This is a genomic window from Arsenophonus endosymbiont of Crataerina pallida (assembly GCF_964020125.1).
In the GTDB taxonomy this organism is placed as follows: Bacteria; Pseudomonadota; Gammaproteobacteria; order Enterobacterales; family Enterobacteriaceae; genus Arsenophonus; species Arsenophonus nilaparvatae.
In genome coordinates this window covers 599126-623872 of sequence record NZ_OZ026540.1, presented here as the reverse complement: position 1 = coordinate 623872, position 24747 = coordinate 599126, and the positions used below count along the sequence as shown (strand labels likewise).

At 37.1% G+C, this 24747-nt stretch carries 21 protein-coding genes, 2 tRNA genes and 2 pseudogenes; 11 read left to right on the top strand and 14 right to left on the bottom strand.

What is annotated here, in order from left to right:
• Window positions 1–19: 19 nt before the first annotated feature.
• From ispC to rpsB, 5 genes are all read right to left on the bottom strand, one after another.
• A complete protein-coding gene (gene ispC, locus AACL31_RS03170; RefSeq protein WP_310511275.1) occupies window positions 20–1222 on the bottom strand; it encodes a 1-deoxy-D-xylulose-5-phosphate reductoisomerase in 1203 nt (400 codons plus the stop codon).
• Window positions 1223–1367: 145 nt separating this feature from the next.
• A complete protein-coding gene (gene frr, locus AACL31_RS03165) occupies window positions 1368–1925 on the bottom strand; it encodes a ribosome recycling factor (protein WP_290605906.1) in 558 nt (185 codons plus the stop codon).
• Between the two features lie 96 nt (window positions 1926–2021).
• On the bottom strand, window positions 2022–2771 hold the full coding sequence (gene pyrH / locus AACL31_RS03160; RefSeq protein WP_339053744.1) for a UMP kinase: 750 nt from the start codon (window positions 2769–2771) through the stop codon (window positions 2022–2024).
• Between the two features lie 290 nt (window positions 2772–3061).
• Window positions 3062–3913: a translation elongation factor Ts gene (gene tsf / locus AACL31_RS03155; protein ID WP_310511274.1), complete on the bottom strand. Its 852-nt coding sequence runs from the start codon at window positions 3911–3913 to the stop codon at window positions 3062–3064.
• Window positions 3914–4067: 154 nt separating this feature from the next.
• A complete protein-coding gene (gene rpsB, locus AACL31_RS03150) occupies window positions 4068–4793 on the bottom strand; it encodes a 30S ribosomal protein S2 (protein ID WP_310511273.1) in 726 nt (241 codons plus the stop codon).
• Window positions 4794–5400: 607 nt separating this feature from the next.
• On the opposite strand from rpsB, the gene map reads away from it, so the two are divergent.
• From map to AACL31_RS03130, 4 genes are all read left to right on the top strand, one after another.
• Window positions 5401–6198 carry a type I methionyl aminopeptidase gene (gene map / locus AACL31_RS03145; RefSeq protein ID WP_310511272.1) on the top strand — a complete coding sequence of 266 codons (798 nt, stop codon included), beginning with the start codon at window positions 5401–5403 and terminating at the stop codon, window positions 6196–6198.
• A 139-nt stretch (window positions 6199–6337) separates the two neighbouring features.
• Complete coding sequence (gene glnD, locus AACL31_RS03140; protein ID WP_409013892.1) at window positions 6338–8998, top strand: bifunctional uridylyltransferase/uridylyl-removing protein GlnD; 2661 nt, start codon at window positions 6338–6340, stop codon at window positions 8996–8998.
• Window positions 8999–9024: 26 nt separating this feature from the next.
• Window positions 9025–9849, top strand: coding sequence for a 2,3,4,5-tetrahydropyridine-2,6-dicarboxylate N-succinyltransferase (gene dapD, locus AACL31_RS03135; protein ID WP_032115718.1), 825 nt, complete (start codon window positions 9025–9027; stop codon window positions 9847–9849).
• Between the two features lie 99 nt (window positions 9850–9948).
• A complete protein-coding gene (locus AACL31_RS03130; protein ID WP_310511270.1) occupies window positions 9949–10320 on the top strand; it encodes a DUF3461 family protein in 372 nt (123 codons plus the stop codon).
• 98 nt (window positions 10321–10418) lie between these two features.
• On the opposite strand, the gene truC is transcribed toward AACL31_RS03130, so the two are convergent.
• From truC to syd, 3 genes are all read right to left on the bottom strand, one after another.
• On the bottom strand, window positions 10419–11174 hold the full coding sequence (gene truC, locus AACL31_RS03125) for a tRNA pseudouridine(65) synthase TruC (protein ID WP_339053743.1): 756 nt from the start codon (window positions 11172–11174) through the stop codon (window positions 10419–10421).
• Complete coding sequence (locus tag AACL31_RS03120; protein ID WP_310511268.1) at window positions 11167–11508, bottom strand: YqcC family protein; 342 nt, start codon at window positions 11506–11508, stop codon at window positions 11167–11169. The genes truC and AACL31_RS03120 overlap by 8 nt, the downstream gene beginning before the upstream one ends.
• Window positions 11509–12292: 784 nt before the next feature.
• Complete coding sequence (gene syd, locus AACL31_RS03115) at window positions 12293–12856, bottom strand: SecY-interacting protein (RefSeq protein ID WP_310511267.1); 564 nt, start codon at window positions 12854–12856, stop codon at window positions 12293–12295.
• Window positions 12857–13042: 186 nt separating this feature from the next.
• On the opposite strand from syd, the gene queF reads away from it, so the two are divergent.
• The 3 genes from queF to xni are packed head-to-tail and all read left to right on the top strand — an operon-like array spanning window position 13043 to window position 16050.
• On the top strand, window positions 13043–13888 hold the full coding sequence (gene queF / locus AACL31_RS03110; RefSeq protein ID WP_310511266.1) for an NADPH-dependent 7-cyano-7-deazaguanine reductase QueF: 846 nt from the start codon (window positions 13043–13045) through the stop codon (window positions 13886–13888).
• Window positions 13889–13898: 10 nt separating this feature from the next.
• On the top strand, window positions 13899–15269 hold the full coding sequence (gene ppnN / locus AACL31_RS03105) for a nucleotide 5'-monophosphate nucleosidase PpnN (RefSeq protein ID WP_310511265.1): 1371 nt from the start codon (window positions 13899–13901) through the stop codon (window positions 15267–15269).
• A 22-nt stretch (window positions 15270–15291) separates the two neighbouring features.
• Entirely contained in the window at window positions 15292–16050 is a 759-nt protein-coding gene (xni, locus tag AACL31_RS03100) for a flap endonuclease Xni (RefSeq protein WP_310511294.1), read from the top strand.
• Window positions 16051–16090: 40 nt separating this feature from the next.
• Here the strand turns inward: xni and rlmM are convergent, their stop codons facing one another.
• The 3 genes from rlmM to AACL31_RS03085 are packed head-to-tail and all read right to left on the bottom strand — an operon-like array spanning window position 16091 to window position 18548.
• Window positions 16091–17188 (bottom strand): 23S rRNA (cytidine(2498)-2'-O)-methyltransferase RlmM, encoded by a 1098-nt coding sequence (gene rlmM, locus AACL31_RS03095; RefSeq protein WP_310511264.1) that lies wholly within the window; start codon window positions 17186–17188, stop codon window positions 16091–16093.
• A complete protein-coding gene (locus AACL31_RS03090; protein ID WP_310511263.1) occupies window positions 17181–17576 on the bottom strand; it encodes a DUF423 domain-containing protein in 396 nt (131 codons plus the stop codon). Before AACL31_RS03090 ends, rlmM begins: the two co-directional genes overlap by 8 nt.
• Before the next feature lie 48 nt (window positions 17577–17624).
• A complete protein-coding gene (locus tag AACL31_RS03085; protein WP_310511262.1) occupies window positions 17625–18548 on the bottom strand; it encodes a transcriptional regulator GcvA in 924 nt (307 codons plus the stop codon).
• Window positions 18549–19054: 506 nt separating this feature from the next.
• Here AACL31_RS03085 and AACL31_RS03080 point away from each other — a divergent pair.
• A pseudogene (locus tag AACL31_RS03080) lies at window positions 19055–19929 on the top strand (aminotransferase class V-fold PLP-dependent enzyme).
• 17 nt (window positions 19930–19946) lie between these two features.
• On the opposite strand, the gene tcdA reads toward AACL31_RS03080, so the two are convergent.
• Window positions 19947–20759, bottom strand: a complete 813-nt coding sequence (tcdA, locus tag AACL31_RS03075; RefSeq protein ID WP_310511261.1) for a tRNA cyclic N6-threonylcarbamoyladenosine(37) synthase TcdA — start codon at window positions 20757–20759, stop codon at window positions 19947–19949.
• A 526-nt stretch (window positions 20760–21285) separates the two neighbouring features.
• Between tcdA and AACL31_RS03070 the strand changes: the two genes are divergently transcribed.
• A tRNA-Met gene (locus AACL31_RS03070) sits at window positions 21286–21362 on the top strand.
• 26 nt (window positions 21363–21388) lie between these two features.
• Window positions 21389–21465: transfer RNA gene (locus AACL31_RS03065), tRNA-Met, on the top strand.
• Between the two features lie 60 nt (window positions 21466–21525).
• On the opposite strand, the gene amiC is transcribed toward AACL31_RS03065, so the two are convergent.
• Window positions 21526–22776 (bottom strand): N-acetylmuramoyl-L-alanine amidase AmiC, encoded by a 1251-nt coding sequence (gene amiC / locus AACL31_RS03060; protein WP_310511260.1) that lies wholly within the window; start codon window positions 22774–22776, stop codon window positions 21526–21528.
• A 247-nt stretch (window positions 22777–23023) separates the two neighbouring features.
• Between amiC and argA the strand changes: the two are divergent.
• Window positions 23024–24160: pseudogene (gene argA / locus AACL31_RS03055) on the top strand (amino-acid N-acetyltransferase); the annotation flags it as partial.
• Here argA and AACL31_RS03050 read toward each other — a convergent pair.
• The gene (locus tag AACL31_RS03050; RefSeq protein WP_310511259.1) at window positions 24146–24529 is read right to left on the bottom strand and encodes a hypothetical protein; all 384 of its coding nucleotides are present in this window, start codon (window positions 24527–24529) and stop codon (window positions 24146–24148) included. The pseudogene argA and the gene AACL31_RS03050 sit on opposite strands and share 15 nt — an antisense overlap.
• Between the last annotated feature and the right edge of the window lie 218 nt (window positions 24530–24747).

Below are 24747 nucleotides of genomic sequence, written 5' to 3'. Positions count from 1 at the left end.
GAGCAGCTAAAATTCTTTATTAATAGGATATTGCTAATGTTTCAATATAATTAATTGCCATTTGACGCGCTTCGCTATCAATCGCTAACACTGCATCAATGCTATCAGGTTCGGCCAAACTTAGCCTTTCTACTGTATCCAAATTAACTTGCGCAATATCAGTAAATCGAAGCTTGCCGGCCAAAAATGCAGCAACAGAAACTTCATTCGCAGCATTTAAAATTGTGGTTGCTGCTTGCCCATGATGACAAGCATCAATCGCTAATTTCAAACAGGGGTAACGTTGGTAATCTGGAGCAATAAAAGTTAATGAAGATAATTGTTTAAAATCAAGTGCCGCTGCACCTGAAGGGATACGATCTGGATAAGCCATACTATAGGAAATCGGTGTTCTCATATCAGGCGTACCTAATTGAGCGATCACACTTCCATCCTGATAGCGTACCATGGAATGAATAACAGATTGTGGATGAATAATAATTTCAATTTGTTCGGCTGAAGCATTAAAAAAATACCGCGCTTCAATATACTCAAGCCCTTTATTCATCATCGTTGCCGAATCAACCGAGATCTTACGCCCCATAGACCAATTAGGGTGATTGCAAGCCTCATTAGGCGTCATGTTCTTAAGAGAAGCGAGCGGAATTTCACGAAAAGGGCCACCCGAGCCAGTTAATACTATGCGCGTTATTCCATGTTGTTCAAGATTAGCAAAACCTAAATTACGCTGAATTTCAGTCGGTAAACTTTGAAATATCGCATTATGTTCACTATCAATAGGCAGGACCTGAGCACCATATTTTTTAATTGCGTCGAAAAACAGTTGCCCACTAGTAATTAATGACTCTTTATTGGCTAATAAAATACGCTTACCTTGACGAATCGCAGCTAATGTTGGCATTAATCCAGCAATTCCGGTAATTGCGGACATCACTTGATCAACATTATCAAGCGCCGCTAGTTCACAAACTCCCTTTTGGCCTGCTAAAACTTCAGTTTTACATCCGTGTTTATTTAGTATGCTTCTTAGATTATTGGCTGATTTTTCGTCTGACATAGCAGCATATTGTGGCTGGAATTCTAAGCATTGCTGAACCATAGTAGCCACATTTTTATGTGCAACTAATGCGATAATTTCAAATTTCGCTGGATTTTTTTTGACTACTGATAGTGTCGTTTTACCAATTGAACCCGTCGAGCCTAAAATTGTCAGACGTATCATTGTGATATATATGCTCTACTATTTAATTAAAAAGAATTATTCTTAACTCAGCCATATAGCATAATATAAAATGGAGCAATAAATTTAAAGATATAATAAAGCCATACTTACTTTTATATAGCTTATGGCTTTATTATAAAAATGTTTAAAATTCCATCAATTCTTTTTCTTTTTGTTCCAGAGCTTCATCAACTTTTTTGATAAAATTATCGGTCAACTTCTGGATTTCATCTTGTGCTCGACGTTCATCATCCTCACTAATTTCTTTATCTTTTAGTAATGCCTTGATTTTATCATTCGCATCACGTCGTGCATTACGAACAGATACACGTCCCTGCTCAGCATCATTACGGACAACTTTAATCAAATCCTTACGTCGTTCTTCCGTCAACGGTGGTAAAGGCACCCGTATTATGGTTCCTGCTGAAGAAGGATTAAGACCCTGATCTGATGCCATAATGGCCTTTTCCACTGCTGGTGCTAACGTACGATCAAACACGGTAATGGCGAGTGTACGTGAATCCTCAGCGGTAATATTCGCTAACTGACGTAACGGCGTTGCAGCACCATAATATTCAACCATGATACCATCCAATAAACTTGGCGATGCACGGCCGGTACGAACTTTATTAATTTGACTTTTCAATGCTTCGACGCTTTTTTCCATACGCTCTTGAGCATCTTTTTTGATTTCATTAATCACATTTAAACCCTTAGCAACTGGTTATAAATATTAGGCTATAACCGATAACCCAATTCAATTATTTTAACGATGCTGATAATATCATACCGCCAAAAATCATCCATGTCTCTCAGGAGAATAATCACACGAGATTAACGTGCCTTCATTTTCACCCATCACAATTCGACGTAACGCACCGGGTTTATTCATGTTAAAAACGCGAATAGGTAAATTATGATCACGAGCCAGCGTAAATGCTGCCAAATCCATCACTTTTAATTCGCGTTCTAATACGTCTTGATACGTTAATTTATTATAAAAAACCGCATCTGAACTCTTCGATGGATCAGCAGAATAGACGCCATCAACTTTGGTTGCTTTTAAAACAACATCCGCCTCAATTTCTATCCCTCGTAAACAAGCCGCTGAATCTGTTGTAAAGAAAGGGTTGCCCGTTCCGGCCGAGAAAATAACAACTTTGCCATTACGAAGCAAACTAATCGCCTCAGCCCAACTATAATTGTCACACACACCATTTAATGGTATTGCAGACATGAGTCTGGCATTAACATATGCACGATGTAAAGCATCACGCATGGCTAATCCATTCATTACTGTCGCTAGCATTCCCATATGATCACCAACTACACGATTCATCCCAGCATCGGCTAGCCCTGCACCACGAAATAAGTTGCCACCACCAATAACGACACCAACTTGTATCGCTAACTCTACCAGTTCCTTAATTTCTTGTGCCATACGATCTAAAACGCTCGCATCAATACCAAAACCTTCTGAACCTTGTAGAGCTTCGCCACTAAGCTTAAGCAAGATACGTTGATATACTGGTTTTGCATTAGTTGCCATGGTGTTTCGTCCTGAGCAGATAAATTATTGAAGGTTTAAAATTCTTAGTTCAAAGTCTGAATGTAAAATACTTGATTAATTACTTTTCTTCATTACTTTAGAAAAAGATAATTTAGTCTAAATACTAACCCTAATCCGTTGAATTAAGCATATGCTGAATTAAATAATTTAGTGGCATATTTACACATAAATTATCATTGATAATGTATTATCAGACAGATAAAAATAAATTATCGATATTAGATAAAACAGAACCGCCTACTGGCGGCTCTATTTAACAATTGGTATCATTATTTACTCATTGCCGCGACTTCAGCAGCAAAATCAGTTTCTACTTTTTCGATACCTTCACCAACTTCAAACCGGATAAAGTTAGTCACTGTTGCATTTTTCTCTTTTAGCAACGTACCAACTGTTTTACTTGTATCCATAACAAATTGTTGGCCAGTTAAAGAGATCTCACCGGTAAATTTATTCATGCGGCCAGTTACCATTTTTTCCGCAATTTCACGAGGTTTACCAGATTGCATTGCTATATCTAATTGAATTTGATGCTCATGAGCGACAACATCGGCTGGTACATCTGCTGGTGTAACATATTCGGGTTTGCTCGCCGCAATATGCATAGCAATATGTTTAATAAGCTCATCATCCGCACCGTTTGCAGACACAAGAACGCCAATACGAGCACCATGTAAATAACAGCCGATTTTTTCACCTTCTAGGATCTCGACTCGGCGAATATTAATATTTTCACCAATCTTGGCAACGATTGCTGTACGTTGTTCTTCAAATTTTGCCTTTAATTCTTCAATATTTGACAATTTATTTGCCACAACGAATTTTAGTACTTCATTACCAAATGCTACAAAACTCGCATCCTTAGCCACAAAATCCGTTTCACAATTCAACTCAAGCAATGCACCAAATTTGCCATCGGCAGAAATTTCCGCCATTACTACACCTTCGGCAGCCACTCGACCGGCTTTCTTAGCCGCTTTTGCTTGACCTGATTTACGCATATTATCGATAGCTAATTCAATATTTCCATCAGCTTCAACCAATGCTTTTTTACATTCCATCATACCTGCACCAGTACGTTCGCGCAGTTCTTTTACCAAAGCAGCGGTAATTCCAGACATGTGATTTATTCCTCAATCTATCTGATGGGAAATCATCCCATGCAGACAATTCTCATTCTGATAAGTAAAAAGGAGCCAATTAGGCCCCTATAACCAATATATTGTAATAACTGGTCCATAAGGGCTCTTCTATACTAACGAAGAGCTGGCCTTATTATTCAGTCTCTATCAAGTTTTCTTCTGGTTTAATCGCCTGATCTTTAGAACGACCTTCATGGACAGCTTTCGCAACTGCATCCAGATACAGTTTAACTGCACGGATCGCATCATCATTACCAGGGATGATATAATCAACACCATCTGGATCAGAGTTAGTATCAACAACCGCAAATACAGGGATACCTAAGTTGTTTGCTTCTTTTATAGCAATATGCTCATGTTCCGCATCAACAACAAATAAAGCGTCAGGCAAACCGCCCATCTCTTTAATACCACCCAAACTATTTTCTAACTTGCTAAGCTCACGAGTACGCATCAACGCTTCTTTTTTGGTCAACTTATCAAAAGTACCATCCTGAGATTGTGCTTCTAAATCTTTCAGGCGCTTAATAGACTGACGAACGGTTTTCCAGTTAGTCAGCATACCACCTAACCAACGGTGGTTAACAAAATACTGATCACAACTATTAGCCGCTTCTTTTATCGATTCGCTTGCTGCGCGCTTAGTGCCAACAAACAGAATTTTGCCTTTTCGTGAAGCAGTTTTAGTCAATTCAGCTAATGCTTCATTGAACATTGGAACAGTTTTTTCCAAATTAATGATATGCACTTTGTTGCGCGCACCAAAGATGTAAGTTTTCATCTTTGGATTCCAGTAACGAGTTTGGTGACCAAAGTGAACGCCCGCCTGAAGCATATCGCGCATGGAAACAGTTGCCATTTAAACCTCTATAATTTAGTAAATTGGGGTTATGCCTCCACAGATCCCATTCCCCGACTCATTAGCTGTAGATTTTCCTACATAAGAGCACCCCGGAAAATGTGCCGATCTGTGTGTGTTATAACACAGTTAAGTTTATGTTAGAGCTAATCTATGTTTTTCTATTATAAAATACATAGAATGCCGGCGCACTTTATATCATAAAATAACCAAAAGCACCAGCTATAGTTATATTTTTCTACGCTTAAGTCATTTAGCTGAATTAAAAAAATAACACCGACAATTAGTATTGCCTATTTTGAAATAAATAATATTCATTTCTGAATAAAATTTACTTTAACAAAATTTTATTGTGTGCTATTGCTAATATCTTAATTTTTATGATTTTTTTACAGTTTACTAGTGATAATTCAATTTAAAATAACCAAACATTACTTTTTGGCTATTTTCATATTTAAAAAAAAAATTGATATGTTAAGTCGTTAGTTGGCATAACTGCGCTTCGCTGCTAACATAACCGTCAACATACAGTATTTATATTTAATCAACATAATTGGCTGATAAGTGCATTTTTACTCACTTAAATCAGCATAAATAGGTAGAATTCATGGCTATCTCAATTAAAACGGAAGAAGATATTCAGAAAATGCGTATCGCCGGACATTTGGCGGCAGAAGTGTTAGAAATTATCGAACCTTACATAAAATCGGGCATTTCCACCGGTGAACTTGATCGCATCTGTCACTCACATATCGTCGAAAAACAGCAAGCTATCCCAGCCTGTTTAAATTATCATGGCTTTCCTAAATCTATCTGTACATCCGTTAATGATGTTATTTGTCATGGTATTCCGAGTGATGAAAAAATCTTAAAAGAAGGTGATATCATTAATATTGATGTCACCGTTATTAAAAATGGCTTCCATGGCGACACCTCCAAAATGTTTATTGTGGGCAAACCAACCATTCAAGGCGAACGGTTGTGTAAGGTAACACAGGAAAGCCTTTATCTTGCTTTAAAAATGGTCAAACCTGGTATTCGTTTACGAACGATAGGTCAGGCAATTCAGCAATTTGTTCAACAGCATCATTTTTCTGTCGTGCGCGAATATTGTGGCCATGGTATTGGTCGAGTCTTTCATGAAGAACCTCAAGTATTACATTACGATGCTGATGACGGTGGTGTGATACTGCAAAAAGGCATGACTTTTACTATCGAACCAATGGTAAATACCGGCGATCATCGTATTAGAACAATGAAAGATGGCTGGACAGTAAAAACAAAAGATCGAGGTTGGTCGGCACAATATGAACATACTTTAGCTGTCACCGACGATGGGTGTGAAATTTTTACCTTACGGAAAGAAGAAGAGCCATTTATTTCGGCTATATTAGTGAATAGATAATTTTCAGATTGGCCTCCATAATTTTGGAGGCTTTTACCTTAATGATATTGTTTTACTGCTTTTTATTGTCTATTCATACCATTTACTAGTGATCGCATAATCAGATCTCCTCCAGCAATTTCGCGGTTATAACACCATGATGAAAAGTAATCAGCCTGTCCCTCTCATCCTTGCGCTTGATAAATTATCTCAAGAGGATTTTACTTTACCTTTACTAAAACAACAGGTAGAGCGCTTGCAAAAATGGTTAGAACAATCTTTCAAGGAGGGAGTTACCGCCGCTGAACTTATTGCCGTCCGTAGCAATTATCTTGATAAATTGCTCCAGCGTCTTTGGCAAATTAATCGTTTCGAGCTAATTCCCCAATTATCATTAATTGCCGTGGGTGGTTATGGCCGACAAGAATTACATCCACTTTCAGATATAGATTTATTAATTTTAAGTCAACATCCTTTAGCTACCGCTATCACCACTAAGATTGGTCAATTTATTACTCTACTATGGGACTTAGGTTTTCAAGTTGGCCATAGTGTGCGCACATTAGAAGAATGTTTACAGGCAGGACAAACAGATCTGTCTATCGCAACTAATCTATTTGAATCAAGGTTAATTTGTGGTGATCAAGCTCTGTTTCTATCATTACAGCAAGCAATATATAGCGATAATTTTTGGCCGTCTGATAAATTTTTTGCTGCCAAACGTAGTGAACAACAGTTGCGCCACCAACGTTATCATAGTACTAGTTACAACCTTGAGCCAGATATCAAAAGTAGTCCCGGCGGTTTACGTGATATTCACATACTGTTATGGGTCGCACGCCGACATTTTGGTGCAACCACCATTGAGCAGACAGTTCATTTCGACTTTCTAAGTCAAGCAGAATATCGAGAATTAAAAATATGTTTAAATTTTTTGCTTCGTATTCGATTTGCGCTGCATTTAATGATAAAACGTTATGACAATCGCCTACTATTTGAACATCAATTAAATGTTGCCCGCTTACTTGGTTATCAAGGTAAAGACAATCAGCCCGTTGAGCAAATGATGAAAGACTATTATCGTGTCACACGACGTGTGCGAGAACTCAATAGCATGCTGCTACAACTGTTTGATGAAGCCATCCTTAGCGAAAAAAACCTAGCCGCGCCACACAAACTTGATAATCAATTTCAACTTAGAGGAGATCTCATCGATCTGATTGATAGCACACTTTTCGATCGTCAACCCGCAGCCATATTGCAGCTATTTTATCAAATGGCCGAACAGGAAAATATTCAAGGAATATACTCAGCTACACTGCGTCAATTGCGTTTTGCTTGTCAAAAACTGACTAAACCTCTGTGTGAAATCCCAATTGCTCGTGAAATTTTTATTACTATTTTGCGCCACCCCAGAGCGGTAAAAGGTGCCATTATACCCATGCACTTACACGATGTACTTAGTGCTTATACGCCAGTTTGGCAAAATATTGTTGGCCAAATGCAATTTGATCTTTTTCATACTTACACCGTCGATGAACATACTATTCGCGTATTACAAAAACTTGATCAATTTGCTGACCAAAATAATAGTCACCAACATCCTTTGTGCGTTGCCATTTATACCAAGCTGGCTCAGCCTGAAATTTTACGTCTGGCGGCTATGTTTCATGATATCGCTAAAGGCAGAAAAGGTGATCACTCTGAACTGGGCGCGGAAGATGCAAAACAATTTGCCCTAGCACACGGCCTATCTGAACATGATTCATCCTTAATTGCCTGGCTTGTACGTCAACATCTTTTGATGTCAGTGACCGCCCAACGGCGTGATATTCAAGATCCGATTGTTATTAAACAATTTGCCAGTGAAGTGAAATCAATAAACCGGCTGGATTATCTTTTGTGTCTGACTGTTGCCGATATATGTGCAACCAATAATAGCTTATGGAATAGCTGGAAACAGAGTCTATTAAAAGAGCTGTATCTATTAACTAAAAATCAATTAAATCAAGATACGCAAGCAATACCCACTTTACGTCAACGGATCCAATCCAATCGCTTGCAAGCGTTAACCCAGCTAGGCGAAAAAAATATTGAGCAAGGTGAGCTAAAAAAATTATGGTCACGCTGCCATGCTGATTATTTTTTACGCCATACTCCCCAGCAACTTGCCTGGCACGCTAGCGCTTTATTAAAACACAATTTAAATGAACCATTAATACTGATCAGTACCGTATCTGTGCATGGTGGTACTGAAATTTTTATCTGGTGTCCAGATCGACCATCTCTATTTGCCGCGGTTGCTGGAGAACTTGATAGACGAAATCTTAATATCCATAGCGCCCAAATCTTTACTAACAAAGATAATATGACGATGGATACTTTTGTGGTATTAGATCCTAAAGGACAACCGTTGGCTCATGATCGCTATGAAAATATTCGCCAAGCCTTATTAAAAGTTATTAAGACTCCAAATAGCAAAACCTTGAAAACACGTAACGCCCATCATAGATTTCGCCATTTTAACGTACCAACTAAAGTACATTTTTTGCCCAATTTTAATGGCAGGCGGACTTATATGGAGCTTGTCGCCCTCGATCAACCCGGATTATTGGCACAGATCGGTAATATATTTACTGAAATGGCCGTGCTCTTACACGGAGCTAGGATCACAACGATTGGAGAAAGAGTTGAGGATTTGTTTGTACTTACTGATCAAAACAACCAGGCACTCGATCAAAATAGACAACATAAACTGGCAGAAAAATTGACCCAAGCCCTGACTGCAATAGATAAAGAAAATAGTAAACATGTTAAATAATTACAACCCAGAGGATGAGTAATTTTATGGAGCAACTTAAAACCATTATTGAAAATGCTTTTGAACATCGCGCAGAAATCACACCCGCAACGACCAATGTTCAACTAAGTGATGCAATCAATCAGGTGATCACTCAACTTGACAAAGGCCAGTTAAGAGTCGCTGAAAAGATAGATGGACAATGGACAACACATCAATGGCTTAAAAAAGCCGTGCTACTCTCTTTTCGTATCAATGATAATCGATTAATCGAAGGTGCAGAAAGCCGCTATTTTGACAAAGTAGCCATGAAATTTGCTGAGTATGATCATGCTCGTTTTCAACAAGAAGGATTTAGAGTTGTTCCACCAGCAACGGCTCGAAAAGGTGCGTTTATCGCCCGAAATACCGTTTTAATGCCATCTTACGTTAATATTGGTGCCTATATTGACGAAGGATCGATGATAGATACCTGGGCAACAGTTGGCTCTTGTGCGCAAATTGGCAAAAATGTTCACTTATCCGGTGGTGTTGGTATTGGTGGTGTGCTAGAACCCTTGCAAGCTAATCCAACTATTATCGAAGATAACTGTTTTATTGGTGCTCGCTCTGAAATTGTTGAAGGGGTCATTGTTGAAGAAGGCTCGGTTATCTCAATGGGCGTCTATATTGGCCAGAGCACCAAAATTTATGATAGGGAAAGCGGTGAAATTCTCTATGGCCGAATTCCAGCCGGCTCGGTCGTCGTCGCGGGTAATTTACCGGCCAAAAATGGCAACTACAGCCTATATTGCGCAGTGATTGTCAAAAAAGTCGATGACAAGACTAGAAAGAAAGTTGGCATTAATGAGTTACTAAGAACAATAGACTAAAATTTATCATAGCGGATTATCAATTGAATATCCGCTTAGTCTTATTATTATGCTAATCTGTAACAATTGTTAGATAACCTTATTCCGTCAGGTATTAATATGTATGATAACTTAAAAAGCTTAGGGATCACTCAACCTGAAGATATCGATCACTACACCCTTCGCCAAGAAGCAAATCATGACATTCTAAAGATTTATTTTCGCAAAGATAAAGATGAACACTATGCTAAAAGTGTAAAATTCAAATATCCGCTGCAACGAAAGCTGGTTAATCTAGATAACAATCTCAAAGAGATCAATGAAATTAATCTCCACCTACGGGATGTGATCGAAGAATTAAATCAAATTTGTCAACATGACCAAACCAACCATGATTTAAAAAGTAAAATATTAAATGATTTGTGCCATTTAGAATCTGTCGTAATAAGCAAAATTGCGGAAATTAAATCAGATTTAAAAAAACTTTCCTGAATAACTCACTGCTGCGTATTTATGCTTATACCAACTGGCCGGTAGGCCAAATTTGTATTTTAAGCAGATAAACTCGCATAACCGTTTAACAATATAATTCATACCATCGATAAATGTTGACGCTCGAGTTCAGGCACTATACCTAACCAACCAAACTGTGATAGCAAATGCATCCAAGCATCATCCCACTTTGCAATTAGCTGCAATTTATCGCCTGTCATTGGGTGCTTAAAAGATAAATAACTCGCATGTAACATCAACCGGCTGCTGGCAAAATGGTGTGAAACACCGCGATTCTGGCGCAGATCACCATGGGTAGTATCACCAATTATGGGATGACGGATATGTGCCATATGACGTCTTAATTGATGCTTGCGGCCGGTTATTGGTCTTAGAGCTAGCAGAGAGAAACGTGAAGTAGGATAACGACCTATCTCGATCGGACATTCAACCTTAGCCAACGGTGAATAATGAGTAATGCTCGGTTGAGGTTGACTTATTTTGCTGGCGTATTTATCAGCAATCTTATCTTTTTCCTCCGTCAGTGCATAATTAATAATATCAGCTTGATTAACATAACCTCGCACAATCGCATGATACTTTTTTTCGATTGTATGGTGTTCAAATTGCCGCGCTAAAAGACAAGCAACTTCACTCGAAAGCGCCATCAATAACGCCCCTGAAGTCGGTTTATCTAAACGATGAACAGGAAATACATGCTGACCAATTTGGTCACGCACTGTTTGCATAACAAAACGAGTTTCATGACGATCAAGCCAACTACGATGTACAAGCCATCCAGCAGGCTTATTTATTGCAATCAAATGTTGATCCTGATAAAGCACTTCAAGCATTTGTTGAGTTACCTTGTGAAAAAATTTCATCTAACGCACGTAAATATTCCAATAATTGGCAATAGCGACTTTCTCGTTCTTCTTGATAGATTTCTTCAAAATAGGGAGTAATAGCGAATGCCTTTGGCAAATCAATATGTTGTTCAATAAGCTTATATAGTTTTGGCAATAGTACCCATTGCAACCATTCGTGTGCCGCCATGGTGTCTACAGCAAAAGGCAAATCACTAGCAAAAGCTTCCTCTGGTGGTGGGGTATTACTCCAAAGATTAAGGTTTTTCATTTCAACTTCAATGAGACGAAGTTTTTCAGCAACGATAAGATTAATATTCATTTCCAACACTAGTATCATAAGTAAAAACAAATGAATCATAACATTATTAGTTACCAAACAAAAAAGCAGCACGTGATATTAATTTCATTACTCATTAGTAAATCTATATAAAATATTCAATCTATCTAAATTATAATCATTTAAATAGACTTACTAATTATGCACAACATCACTGACTTATAGGGTTATATTACTATCCGCGACTGCAGCTAAAAACAATTTTTTGCAAAGCCATATAACCATAAAAAAACCAGTCTATAAAATCGACTGGTTATATAATATGTAACGCTATTAAATAGAATATTTATGCATCCTGCATTATCAGCTTCCTGCTGAATGTATCTTCCTACTTACGAGGTAGTAATTTGTAAGCACTAATACTTATCATTCGTTATCCCTAACACTACCTTTCTTATTCCTCTATATTATTAAACATCAAAGTTAAAAAATAAACTAACATTCACCATTTATTATTAGTAACAATGACTAAATTTATTCCGTGCAATAAACGCCCGTTAAATCATTTCCACTTCTTATTTCGATTTATGGCTCATTTGATAAATGCTAACTTATCGGCGGGCATAAGAATGTCGGATTTATCTGAGGAACACAAGAATAGAAAAAATAGTTTTTAATCATTTTTTTCCGATAATAACAGAATATTTTTTTATCCTACTGAAATAAAAAAATATTTCATCTCGCTTCATGGTTTAAAAAGCAATAAACGCAGATATAACTTACATAATTTTGTAAGTTATATCTCACAAAAAAATAAGTAAATATCTTAATCACATTGCTTTTTAATTACAGGAGTAAGTTGTTGTAAAAATTCAATCAGACTACCAGCTAAGACGCGACGTGTTGTTTGACCTAATGTTTCTAATATAACTTGGCCATTAATATTATCTACGGAAATAATTTCAAATTCAGAATCTAAACTTGCAATAAAGAGAGCTGGGGTCAGTCTACGTCTTTTTTGCGTAATTAAATGCCCAATTAAGTTTTCTTGTAAACGAGTAAAATCGGTCATATTCCATACTTGAATTAAATCAAGTTGTTGATCTTGAAATTTTACTCGCATATCAGCGGCTAATTGTGTTGTATAAAATTGGTGAATATTAGGATAAAAATGGATGTCTAACGCTTTTTCAACAGATTCTAACTTTTCATTTGGCATCGGAAACGGTTTAGGTAACCAATAAACGGCATCATCTTTGCTATATTCAATGCAAGGTGAAGGAATACTGTAAAAAGCATCACTCGCCGGTAAATCACCCGTCTGCTGTTGCCAATAAGCAATATAACTCTGTGTGAGTTCCGTTAATATCTGAGAAATCGTTACTTCCATGGTCAATTATTCTTATTGGTGACTAATTATAGAAATAAATCATTCTAATATATAAAAGTATCATTAGGTATTATTATCTATCTGTTCAATTTGTTGTTAAGCTATACATTAAACAACAAACTTACTCTAATATATTGATTATGCTAGCAACTATCTTACTGATTTTCTATTTTAGGAAGGAACTACATGCCACTTGATCAAGATAATGGTGAGCTACAACACCTAACGCTCGGAAAAAAAACCGAATATCAAGATAACTATGCACCTCATCTACTACAAGCGGTTCCTCGTCGCCTAAATCGACAACCTTTAGGGTTATCATCAGACAGATTGCCTTTCCATGGCGCAGATATTTGGACACTCTATGAGCTTTCGTGGCTAAACAGTCGAGGAGTTCCTCAAGTGGCTATCGGCCATGTTACCATTAATGCTAATAGCATAAATCTGATTGAATCTAAAAGTTTTAAACTCTATCTAAATAGTTTCAATCAAACCCAATTTATTAGCTGGCAAGAAGTTGAAAAGCAACTAACCCAAGATTTGACTGCATGCGCTGCAGGAGAAGTGACAGTAAAATTACAGCCACTCACCATGTTCGCTAATCAAACTATTCATAATCTGTCTGGTGAATGTATTGATGAGCAAGAGATAGAAATTACTGATTATGAATTTAATCGTGATTATCTTAACAACGCAACCACGAATATAAAGGCAGAGGAAACATTAGTTAGCCATCTGCTAAAATCTAATTGCTTAATTACTAACCAACCTGACTGGGGTTCAATACAAATTCATTATTGTGGCGCTAAAATTGATAGAGAAAAACTACTCCGTTATTTAGTCTCTTTCAGACACCATAACGAATTTCATGAACAATGTGTCGAGCGAATTTTCAATGATATTCTTCAGCTATGTCGACCCGATAAGTTAAGCGTTTATGCCCGTTATACACGTCGGGGCGGCTTGGACATCAATCCTTGGCGTAGTAATGAGAATTTTCAGCCAACAATGATGCGATTAGCACGGCAGTGAGGAGTTTAAATTGATAACACATGTCAGCCCGTTAGGCTCAATGGATCTACTATCTCAAATTGAAGTTAGTATCCTTAAACGTACTGCCAGTAGCGATCTTTATCAGCTATTTAGAAACTGCTCCTTAGCTGTACTTAACTCAGGTAGCAAGACAGATAATAGTAAAGAATTAATCGCTAAATATCTCAATTTTGATATCAATGTTCTACAACGTGAACGCGGTGTCAAACTGGAATTAATTAACCCGCCTGAAAAAGCTTTTGTCGATGGCAGAATTATCCGTTCACTACAAGCAAACTTATTTTCTGTGTTAAGAGATATTCTTTTTGTTCATACCCAGATTATTTCAGCAGAAAAACTGCTGGCATTAAGTCTGCATGACAGCATCAGTATCACTAATATTATTTTTACCATTCTGCGTAATGCCCGAGCACTACATCTCGATGAAGATCCGAATACTATTGTTTGCTGGGGAGGCCATTCAATAAATGAAATTGAATATCTTTATGCCCGCAAGGTTGGAAATGAATTAGGATTACGTGAATTAAATATTTGCACTGGCTGTGGCCCTGGCGCAATGGAAGCGCCGATGAAAGGTGCCGCAGTAGGCCATGCACAACAGCGTTATAAAAATGGCCGCTTTCTTGGTTTAACTGAACCTTCCATTATCGCTGCTGAGCCACCTAACCCTCTAGTTAATGAACTTGTTATCATGCCAGATATTGAAAAACGCCTTGAAGCATTTGTTCGAGTTGCTCATGGTATCATTATCTTTCCTGGCGGTGCTGGTACTGCAGAGGAACTACTTTATTTATTGGGAATTTTAATGGATCCTGCCAATAATAATCAGGCATTACCATTAATTTTAACTGGCCCAAAAGAGAGCCAAGCCTATTTTGACACCCTCGATGATTTCATTAAGCATACCCTCGGTGAACAGGCCTGCAATTATTACCAGATTATTATTGATGATCCAGCAGCTGTAACACGTGAAATGAAAAAACAGATGCCACAAGTAAAAGAAAATCGTCTCAATACTGGTGATGCCTATAACTTTAATTGGTCAATAAAAGTTAATTCAGAATTACAAAAACCCTTTACACCAACCCATGATAATATGGCAAAACTTAACCTATTTTGTGATCCAAAACAGCCGGAAAAATTGGCCGCTAACTTACGACGAGCCTTTTCGGGTATTGTTGCCGGTAATGTGAAAGAAGTGGGTATGAAAGAAATTGAAAAGCATGGCCCCTATAAACTTCATGGTGATGCCAAAATTATGGCTCATATGGATACATTATTACGAGGGTTTGTTAGTCAACATAGAATGAAACTACCTAGTAAGGCAGCCTATATACCCTGCTATGAAATTATTAAATAACTGACAAGACTATGCACAAAAAATTATGATCCACTTACTTATCGTTGATGCTTTAAATCTAATCAGACGAATTCATGCTGTTCAAGGAAGCCCTTGCGAACAAGCTTGCGTTTCAACTCTTCGCCAGCTAATTAACCATACTTCGCCTACCCACGCTGTGGCAATATTCGATAACAAAGAACATCAGACAAATAACTGGCGGCAACAACTTTTACCTCAATACAAAGCTGGCAGACAAGCAATGCCAGATGATCTTTATCACGAAATAAAAAACCTTGAAATCGCATTTAAGGCGCAAGGATTAGCTTGTTGGCATGCCATTGAAAATGAAGCTGACGATCTGGCGGCAACGTTAGCAATTAAAGTGGCCACCGCTGGCTATCGGATTACCATCATTTCAACAGATAAAGGCTATTGTCAGCTACTTTCATCATCGATCTATATTCGTGATTATTTTCAAAAACGTTGGCTTGATTTATCCTTTGTTAATAAAGAGTTTGGGGTTAAACCTGAACAGCTACAGGATTATTGGGGACTAACTGGCATAAATAGTAGTAAAATCCCTGGCATAACCGGCATTGGCCCGAAGACTGCAGCAACTTTACTTCAGCAATATCCCACATTAGAGGCCATTTTTGCTAATATCCATTCCTTACCCGAAAAATGGCGTAAACGGATTGAACCGGCGCAAAAAATAGCCTTTATTAGCCGACAGGTTGCCTCTCTCAAAACCGATCTACAGTTAAATGGAAATTTACAACAACTCAGATTTACGCCATAACACAATAAAAATAAAAACTTTATTGTTAATCACTGCTCTTCTAATCCCGCTCTGGTATAGAGGCTGACCAAACTCGTCTTATATGTACCGTGATCTCTTCGCGATCATGGTAGAGTTGCTTCGCTTGGATTTGAGCATTAATACCATTTTCGTTTAGTGTCTGTGATATTTTGTTCAAAATTGATGAAACTTCTTGATAACGTTTTTTCATCGGTAGCTTTAAATTAAATATCGCTTCCCGGCACCAGCCTTTTAACAACCAATCTGTTATCAAAGCAGCAACTTTTGCCGGTTTTTCAACCATATCACACACCAACCAACTAATATTCTTAGTGTGTGGAGTAAATTTAAAACCATCAGTTCGATAATGCCGTACCTGACCTGTTTGCATTAAACTCTCGGCCATTGATCCATTATCAACCGCATCGACCATCATACTGCGCTTCACTAATTGATAGGTCCATCCGCCTGGACAAGCGCCCAGATCAACAGCCTTCATACCCGATGCTAAACGCTCTTCCCACTCATCATAAGGAATAAATAGATGAAATGCTTCTTCCAGTTTTAATGTTGAGCGACTTGGCGCATCCGCTGGCAGTTTTAACCGCGGGATCCCCATAAAAAAAGGTGAATTGTTATTTGCATAAGAATAGCCAACATAGCAACAGCCGGCAGCAATAAAAAATACATGTATAACCGGACGTTGATGGTTTTCTTTCAGCAACAATATTTTTTGTTGACGAAGCGCATGGCGTAAAGGCACAGTAAATTTACGGCAAAATTTCAGTAGCTCTTTACTCTCATTGGTATCCGGCACTTCAACTCGTAACTCACCAGCTCGTTCAACCACACCTTGCAATAACGCAACAATCGGCGATACGCGATCGTTCGATGGCAAATCTTTCAATAACTGGCTAACAACCACTAGTTGACGAGCAAATATTAATGTACCAAAGGGTATATCTTTAGCTAGACGATCTGCATCAGTAGGCTGATAACATTCAAATAAAACATAACCGCTATTATCTTTTACTTTGGCATAGCCATAAACGCCGATCTGGGTAGCCTTATCAGTAATTTCTGCCGCACACTCTTTTTCAAATCCTGAACGACAATATAAAATAATATTATTATTCATGACGTATTGTTGGATTCCTAAGCCGAGTTGCACCAATAACAATTAATATCCAGCCAATTAAAAAGCAAAAACCGCCTACTGGTGCCAAATGGGCAAAATATTTTGCTTGTAAAAGTGCCATACAATAAAAACTGCCACTGAACAATAAAATGCCTATACTGAAGAAAATTCCCCCCCAATAAAACCATAAAATAACTTTACGCAATAAGATAGCGCCTAATATCATAAGAACTAAAGTATGCATTGACTGATAACGTAAACCAATACGAATCCATTCTATTTGATCATGGTTTAGTAGAGGTGATAATAAATGTGAACCTATTGCGCCAAATGCGACACAAAAAAATCCACTAATTCCTGAAAATATCAACATTAAACGAGCATTCACGTTAATATCCTTTTCTTTTTAAATTAATTATTTTACTTGCCATATAGTTTACAACTCACCGGTAACAAATCCCCATTTTTGCTGCTCGCTAGCTGCTTTTGCGAGGATCCATTGACGAAATGCAGCAATCTTACCTAACTCCGCTTGATTATCATGACAAACTAAATAGAAAGCTTTTTTACTGACTAAAACATCATTAAACGGACATACCAAACGACCGGTATCAAGTTCATTTTTTGTCATAACGTTATTAATCAAGGCGATTCCTTGACCATGAATTGCGGCTTGAATAACCATAGCACTATGACTGAAAATGGGTCCTTGTTCTACGTTAATAATGTCTTGTAATGATAATTGACGTGCATAAGCTTGCCAATCACGTCGAGAAGAATCATGTAGCAATGTATGATGAATCAAATCTTGCGGTTTTTTCAATGGGTAACGCCCCGCTAATAAGGCTGGCGCACAGACTGGTATTAAGTATTCCGCATACAAACGATCTGTTCTTAAGCCTGGCCAATTACCATAACCATAAAAGATTGCCACATCAACATCATCAGCCATTTTAGCCCCCTCGTGATCAACAGCCTGAATACGCACATCGATATCAGGATAAGCACGATTAAAACTCGATAGGCGCGGCACTAACCATTGAATAGCAAAACTTGGTAATAAACTGACGGTTAATGCTCCCTTTGCACTGAGAGCCTGTAGTTTCCGAGTAGCTTCACGTAACGAAGAAAAAATTTCTTTAATATCTAAATAATAACTTTGCCCTTCTTCAGTCAATAATAATGAACGATTACGCCGACGAAATAATTTCAAACCCAAGAAATTTTCCAAACCTTTTATTTGATGACTTATTGCAGCCTGAGTAACAAAAAGCTCCTCTGCTGCTTTAGTAAAACTTAAATGGTGTGCTGCCGCATCAAATACCCTTAATGCATTAAGAGGAGGCATACATTTTGACATGATCGCGTCTTACTCATCCTTATATATCCATTAGTTTTTATAATCTGAAGCATTATAAATTGTCCATTGTAGAGAAACCAGTATATGTCTATAGTAAGGCTGCTTCCTAGGCCTGAATGAATCGCTAAGCAATTAATTTATTTAAAGTTCTTGGCTTTATGGTTGTGGTGTTGTGTTTACAAATTATCTGGTTTTTCCAGGTTGAGTAGTTAATACTACTATTTTCACTCCTATACATTTACCTTGTCTGTCCATAGTTAATTTAACGCGCCGTATTTATTGCGGCGTTTTTTTATATTCGCTAAATAAATATCTTTCTCATCGCCGAATATAATCGGATGATATACATATGATACTGATAGAATAGATATTATTAATCAGGACTAATACTACTTTTCTAATTTAAATAAATATAACAAACCTTATGAAAAAGATCATTTAGGACAAGATAAAATTGTAATAATTACACAATATAGATCCTAAATATTCTGATAGCTGTGGTTTTCATGACAAAAACATTTTCTATAACACAATTTCGCCAATATTTTCCTGCTACTCAACAACAAGACAAAACTATTTTTCTAAACAGCGCAGCAATAGCCCTTAAGCCCAAGAGTATGATCGCGGCAACGGTTGATTACTATCAACATATTAATACCTCCGTTGATCGAGGCCAACATCCTACAGCACAAACAACAACACATATTTATGAACAAACTGGCAAGAAAGTTGCTGAACTTATCAATGCCAATCAAGCCGAGGAAATTATTTGGACAAAAGGTAGTACTGAATCGATTAATTTTATTACACAAGGCTATTTTCGCGCTCGCCTGCAACCTAATGACGAAATAATTGTTAGTGAAATTGAACATCATGCCAATTTGATCCCATGGTTGATAATGGCTAAACAGACTGGTGCTAAAGTCGTTAAATGGCCCTTATAAGAACTTAAACAACTGTAAATTAAACACCTAACAACACTTATTAACACAAAAACTCGGATCATTGCCATTAGCTAAATGTCGAATGTTACCGGTGAATAACCCGATATTCAGGCTATCACTCGGCTAGCTTATCAATATAATATTTTAGTCATGGTTGATGGTGCACAAGGTATTGTGCATCGTGGTATTGATGTACAAGCTTTAGACATTGATTTTTTTGTCTTCTCAGCCCATAAACTGTATGGCCCAATAGGATTAGGTATCTGTATCGATTTGAAGCAGGTACGCCAAATATTGCCGGAGTGTTGGCGTTCAACACTGTTATAGACTGGATGAAAGCCATTAATTGGCAACAAGCTGAAAATTACGCTATTGCCTTAACAGATTATACTGAAAATCAACTCTCTAAATTGCCCAAAACGAGCTTTGATCGCTAATAATTAAAAAAATTATTTCATACTTTTTCGCTAGCTATCATTTTACGCTGCAATTTTTTTAATACATGAGAAACAGCAATAAAACCAAAACTAGCAGTTACCATTGTTGCCGCACCAAAACCAGCGGCGCAATCCATACGCATTGTTCCTCCGGCATTACTTTTAGCCTTACAAACGGTTCCATCACTTTGTGGGTAAACTAACTGTTCGGTTGAGAAAACACAGTCAATACCCAATTTACCTTTACTATTTTTAACTATTTTAAAATCACTTTTTAATCTTTCACGTAATTTTGCTGCTAAGGGATCATGGATCGTTTTTGCTAAATCTTTGACTTGGATCTGTGTCGGATCAATTTGCCCACCAGCCCCTCCCGTTGTGACGACAGGTATTTTATGACGGCGACAATAAGCTAATAAAGCAGCTTTAGGCCGCATGCTATCAATAGCATCAATCACATAATCAAATTGAATAGATATCAACTCAGCTAGATTGCTGGCCGAGACAAAATCATCAATAATATTAACTTGACACTCAGGGTTAATTTGCAAAATACGTGATTTCATCACTTCAACTTTTGATTGACCAATAGTGTCGCTTAATGCATGCAATTGTCGATTAATATTTGTCACGCACACATCATCCAGATCAATCAGAGTAATAGTGCCGATCCCGGTTCTTGCTAATGCTTCCGCTGCCCATGAGCCTACGCCGCCAATACCAACAACACAAATGTGAGAACGAGCAAAAAGCATTAATGCTTTTTGACCATAGAGGCGGCCAATACCTGCGAAGCGCCGCAACCAAGCATCTGAAAGAAGTAATTGCATGTCTAACCTTAGCTAACAAAAATAGCGTGTTCACCAATAATAAAAAAGAAACTAATTTATTAATTCAAATCCTGATTAATCTATTATGATAACAAAAACTAATTCGTTATCTATTCATCTACATGGCATAGCCAATCATGTGATAACGATTAGAGCATATTATCTGTATCATACTTATCAACTGAATTGCATCTTATTATGTATTTTTAAATTAGCAATAAATTATACCCTACCCCATTTGATAAGATAATTTCCGATAAAATATTTTACTGATTTAAGCTAATCATTAAATAACTATTTTTATATGACCATTAAAAAAGTTATGAATTTATGTTTGTTGATTACATATTTCGCTATCGATTTTTTGCTGACAAAGTATATCAATAAGCATGATGGCTAATTTGCATAAAAGAACAAAAAACAATCATCAAGTCTCTTTTATGTACAAAATATAAAAAAATATCGCAATATTTAAGAAAAAAACTTGCATCGGATCTGATCCTGAGTATAGTGAGCCGCTATCGGACGCGGGATGGAGCAGCTTGGTAGCTCGTCGGGCTCATAACCCGAAGGTCGTCGGTTAAAATCCGGCTCCCGCAACCAATATCAAAAACCTTAATCATTTCAGACGCGGGGTGGAGCAGCTTGGTAGCTCGTCGGGCTCATAACCCGAAGGTCGTCGGTTCAAATCCGGCCCCCGCAACCACCTTTCATTCAATATCAAATTAGTTTCCCAACAAGACTATCATCTATCTAATTAACTCGCTTAACGCAAAGCCAGTTTTCCGCCGTTGTCGAAATAAGCTTTAATACCCCGAAAAATGGATTCTGCCATCTGCTGTTGGAATTTTGCTGTCTTTAGTTTTCGCTCTTCTTCAATATTACTGATAAAAGCAGTTTCAACTAGAATTGACGGGATGTCTGGTGCCTTTAATACCGCAAAACCCGCTTGATCAACAATGTTTTTATGCAATTTGTTAACGTTACCCATCCGTTTAAGCACTTCTGTCCCAAATTTCAAACTATCATTAATAGTCGCAGTCTGAACTAAATCAAACATGGTGTGATCAAGATATTTATCACCACTTTTACTGACACCACCAACCAGATCGGCCTCATTCTGTGTTTGAGCTAAATAACGGGCGGTATTACTGGTTGCTCCTTTGGTCGATAATGCAAATACTGAGGAACCTCTCGCCTTACGATTAGTAAAGGCATCAGCGTGAATAGAAACAAATAAATCAGCTTGCATTTTCCGCGCTTTTGCAACTCGCACTTTTAAAGGAATAAAAACATCTTCATTACGAGTCATATAAACTTTCATCTTAGGTTCACGATTAATTAATATTTTTAATCTACGTGCAATTTGCAATACGATATCTTTTTCCCGCGTTTTATATTTTCCTATAGCACCAGGATCTTCTCCACCATGACCAGGATCGATCATGATGATAATTGGCCTATCTCTCCCGGCTTTACCCGCTGGCTTTTTCGCTTTAACCGGCAACGTATTATCCAATTTACCTTTGTTATAATCTTCTAATAGCGCTAACAACGGATCATCATCAGTGTAAACACCTGAAGCAGGATAAAAATCAACCACTAAACGATGTTTAAAACCAGCAACAGGCACAATAGTAAACATTTGTGGTTCAACATGAGTTTTTACTTCAAAAACTAAGCGAACCGTTTTTTGATCAAATTGGCCTACTCTGACTAATTTTAAATAAGGATCACGTGAACTGATTTGCTGGCTAATACCCTGCAACACACTATTTAACTGCATATTTTCTAAATCAACAACAATACGATCAGGCCCAGATAAAGCAAATTGACGATATTTTAAAGCAATATTCGATTCTAACGTTACTCGAGTATAACTAGAGGCAGGCCAGATACGAATAGCAACTATACTTGAAGATGAAGCTAGCCCGAATGGACTAATACTTAACAGCATAGTAGCCACTGCACCTTGCAGAAGACGTCGTCTTGAAAAACCGTGATTTGAATGATCCATCGAAAAATCCACTTAAAGCATCAAATAATTATAAACCGCTCAATATTATCAACAACAAAAAAATAACTATAGAAAACTTTAACCAATCATTAATGAACTGTCATTAATAAATTGCTCTTTATGAATAATTAGCTACTAATATATTCTGAAGCAATAATGATGATTTTTCATGCATTTCTTCTTGCTATTTTGTGTCAAAAATCATAAAAATACTTTCATTAAGAACAGTCATTTATATGAGGAACATATGAAAGGACGTCGTACTGATTTAGTTAATGGATTTCGCCACTCTGATCCCTATATTAATATACATCGCGATAAAACCTTTGTTATTACATTAAACGGTAACGCTATCGCAGATAAAAATTTTGCTCATATCATTAGCGATATCGGTTTATTACACAGTCTGGGTATTCGGCTAGTTATTGTTTATGGCATACGCCCACAGATAGATAAAAAACTCATAAACCAACAATATCCGATAATCTACCATAAAAATATTCGCGTCACTGATGCAAATACCCTAGAGTTAGCTAAACAAATATCGGGGACATTACAATTAGATATTACTGCTCTGTTATCAATGAGTCTCAACAATACCCCATTGCAAAGTGCCCATATAAATGTCGTCAGTGGTAATTTTATTATTGCTCAACCTTTAGGGATTGACGATGGTGTTGATTACTGTCATAGCGGAGGTATACGAAGAATCGATGAAGTATCCATCAACCATCATTTAAAAAACGGCTCCATTGTATTAATTAGCCCAATTGCTGTTTCGGTCACCGGAGAAAGTTTTAATTTGTCGACAGAAACAATCGCAACACAATTGGCAATAAAATTAAAAGCAGAAAAATTAATTGGATTTTGCTCTTCACAAGGAATTAGTGATAAAAATGGCAATATATTATCGGAACTCTCGCCGAATGAAGCTGAAAAGTATATTGCTGAATTGGAAAAACAGCCAAATAATCATTCTGACATACTGCATTTTTTATATAGCGCAATTAAAGCATGCCGGCAAGGTGTTCGTCGTAGCCATTTGATAAGCTATCAAGAGAATGGTGCTTTATTACAAGAACTTTTCTCTCATGAAGGTATCGGTAGCCAAATTATCATGGAAAATTGTGAACAAATTCGTCGAGCTAATATCAATGATATAGCAGGAATATTAGAATTAATTCAACCGTTGGAACAGCAAGGAATATTAATTTGCCGTTCACGTGAACAATTAGAAATAGAAATTGACAAATTTACTATCATCGAGCGAGAAAATATGATCATCGCTTGCGTAGCACTTTATGACTATTTAGAAGAAAAGTCTGGAGAAATGGCTTGCCTGGCTGTACATCCTGATTATCGTAATTTATCAAGGGGTGAAATCTACAGGAAAAGCTCCACAAATGTTATTAGTCTTAATTTTTGCGTGGTCTATTTGTACCTCTTTATCAGTGGTTGAAAAATCATTAACAATCCCGACAGCTAATCCAGCGCGATAAAACCTATCAGCTTGCTCAGTAGATTGAGATGTATTGGCAATAATTAGAAGATATTCATTACTTTTAATTACCTCAAATAAATCATTTTCCTTTTCTTTTACCGCAAGTAGATCAATACTAGAATTTCCTACGGTTTTTAATTGAGAGCTAAGTTTATTCTCTGTATTCGTAGTCGTATCCATTTGCGCAGAAGCAACCTGTTGATTAACTATTTGAGATGAATAATTCCCAATCTGAGGTGCTGAATTTAACATTTTATTTGTATCCTCCCATTGAATAAGAATAAATCGCAAAGATATTTTGCAGCATCTCAAATATCAATCATTTATACTTATAAAAAACAATCAATAGCAGAATTAAAATAATTGATAGCAATAAGTTACTAATTAATTAAAGCAAAAACTAAAGTTATATATCGCAATACTTCAATTCAGTTCGCTACAATTAAATATTTATTATTTTTTACTTTTAT

What these genes read in the sequence shown, in the direction of transcription:
- ispC (WP_310511275.1), bottom strand. Translation starts at nt 1,222, where the DNA reads ATGATACGTCTGACAATTTTAGGCTCGACGGGTTCAATTGGTAAAACG.
- pyrH (WP_339053744.1), bottom strand. Translation starts at nt 2,771, where the DNA reads ATGGCAACTAATGCAAAACCAGTATATCAACGTATCTTGCTTAAGCTT.
- tsf (WP_310511274.1), bottom strand. Translation starts at nt 3,913, where the DNA reads ATGTCTGGAATTACCGCTGCTTTGGTAAAAGAACTGCGCGAACGTACT.
- rpsB (WP_310511273.1), bottom strand. Translation starts at nt 4,793, where the DNA reads ATGGCAACTGTTTCCATGCGCGATATGCTTCAGGCGGGCGTTCACTTT.
- map (WP_310511272.1), top strand. Translation starts at nt 5,401, where the DNA reads ATGGCTATCTCAATTAAAACGGAAGAAGATATTCAGAAAATGCGTATC.
- glnD (WP_409013892.1), top strand. Translation starts at nt 6,338, where the DNA reads ATGAAAAGTAATCAGCCTGTCCCTCTCATCCTTGCGCTTGATAAATTA.
- dapD (WP_032115718.1), top strand. Translation starts at nt 9,025, where the DNA reads ATGGAGCAACTTAAAACCATTATTGAAAATGCTTTTGAACATCGCGCA.
- AACL31_RS03130 (WP_310511270.1), top strand. Translation starts at nt 9,949, where the DNA reads ATGTATGATAACTTAAAAAGCTTAGGGATCACTCAACCTGAAGATATC.
- truC (WP_339053743.1), bottom strand. Translation starts at nt 11,174, where the DNA reads ATGCTTGAAGTGCTTTATCAGGATCAACATTTGATTGCAATAAATAAG.
- AACL31_RS03120 (WP_310511268.1), bottom strand. Translation starts at nt 11,508, where the DNA reads ATGAATATTAATCTTATCGTTGCTGAAAAACTTCGTCTCATTGAAGTT.
- syd (WP_310511267.1), bottom strand. Translation starts at nt 12,856, where the DNA reads ATGGAAGTAACGATTTCTCAGATATTAACGGAACTCACACAGAGTTAT.
- queF (WP_310511266.1), top strand. Translation starts at nt 13,043, where the DNA reads ATGCCACTTGATCAAGATAATGGTGAGCTACAACACCTAACGCTCGGA.
- rlmM (WP_310511264.1), bottom strand. Translation starts at nt 17,188, where the DNA reads ATGAATAATAATATTATTTTATATTGTCGTTCAGGATTTGAAAAAGAG.
- AACL31_RS03085 (WP_310511262.1), bottom strand. Translation starts at nt 18,548, where the DNA reads ATGTCAAAATGTATGCCTCCTCTTAATGCATTAAGGGTATTTGATGCG.
- tcdA (WP_310511261.1), bottom strand. Translation starts at nt 20,759, where the DNA reads ATGCAATTACTTCTTTCAGATGCTTGGTTGCGGCGCTTCGCAGGTATT.
- amiC (WP_310511260.1), bottom strand. Translation starts at nt 22,776, where the DNA reads ATGGATCATTCAAATCACGGTTTTTCAAGACGACGTCTTCTGCAAGGT.
- AACL31_RS03050 (WP_310511259.1), bottom strand. Translation starts at nt 24,529, where the DNA reads ATGTTAAATTCAGCACCTCAGATTGGGAATTATTCATCTCAAATAGTT.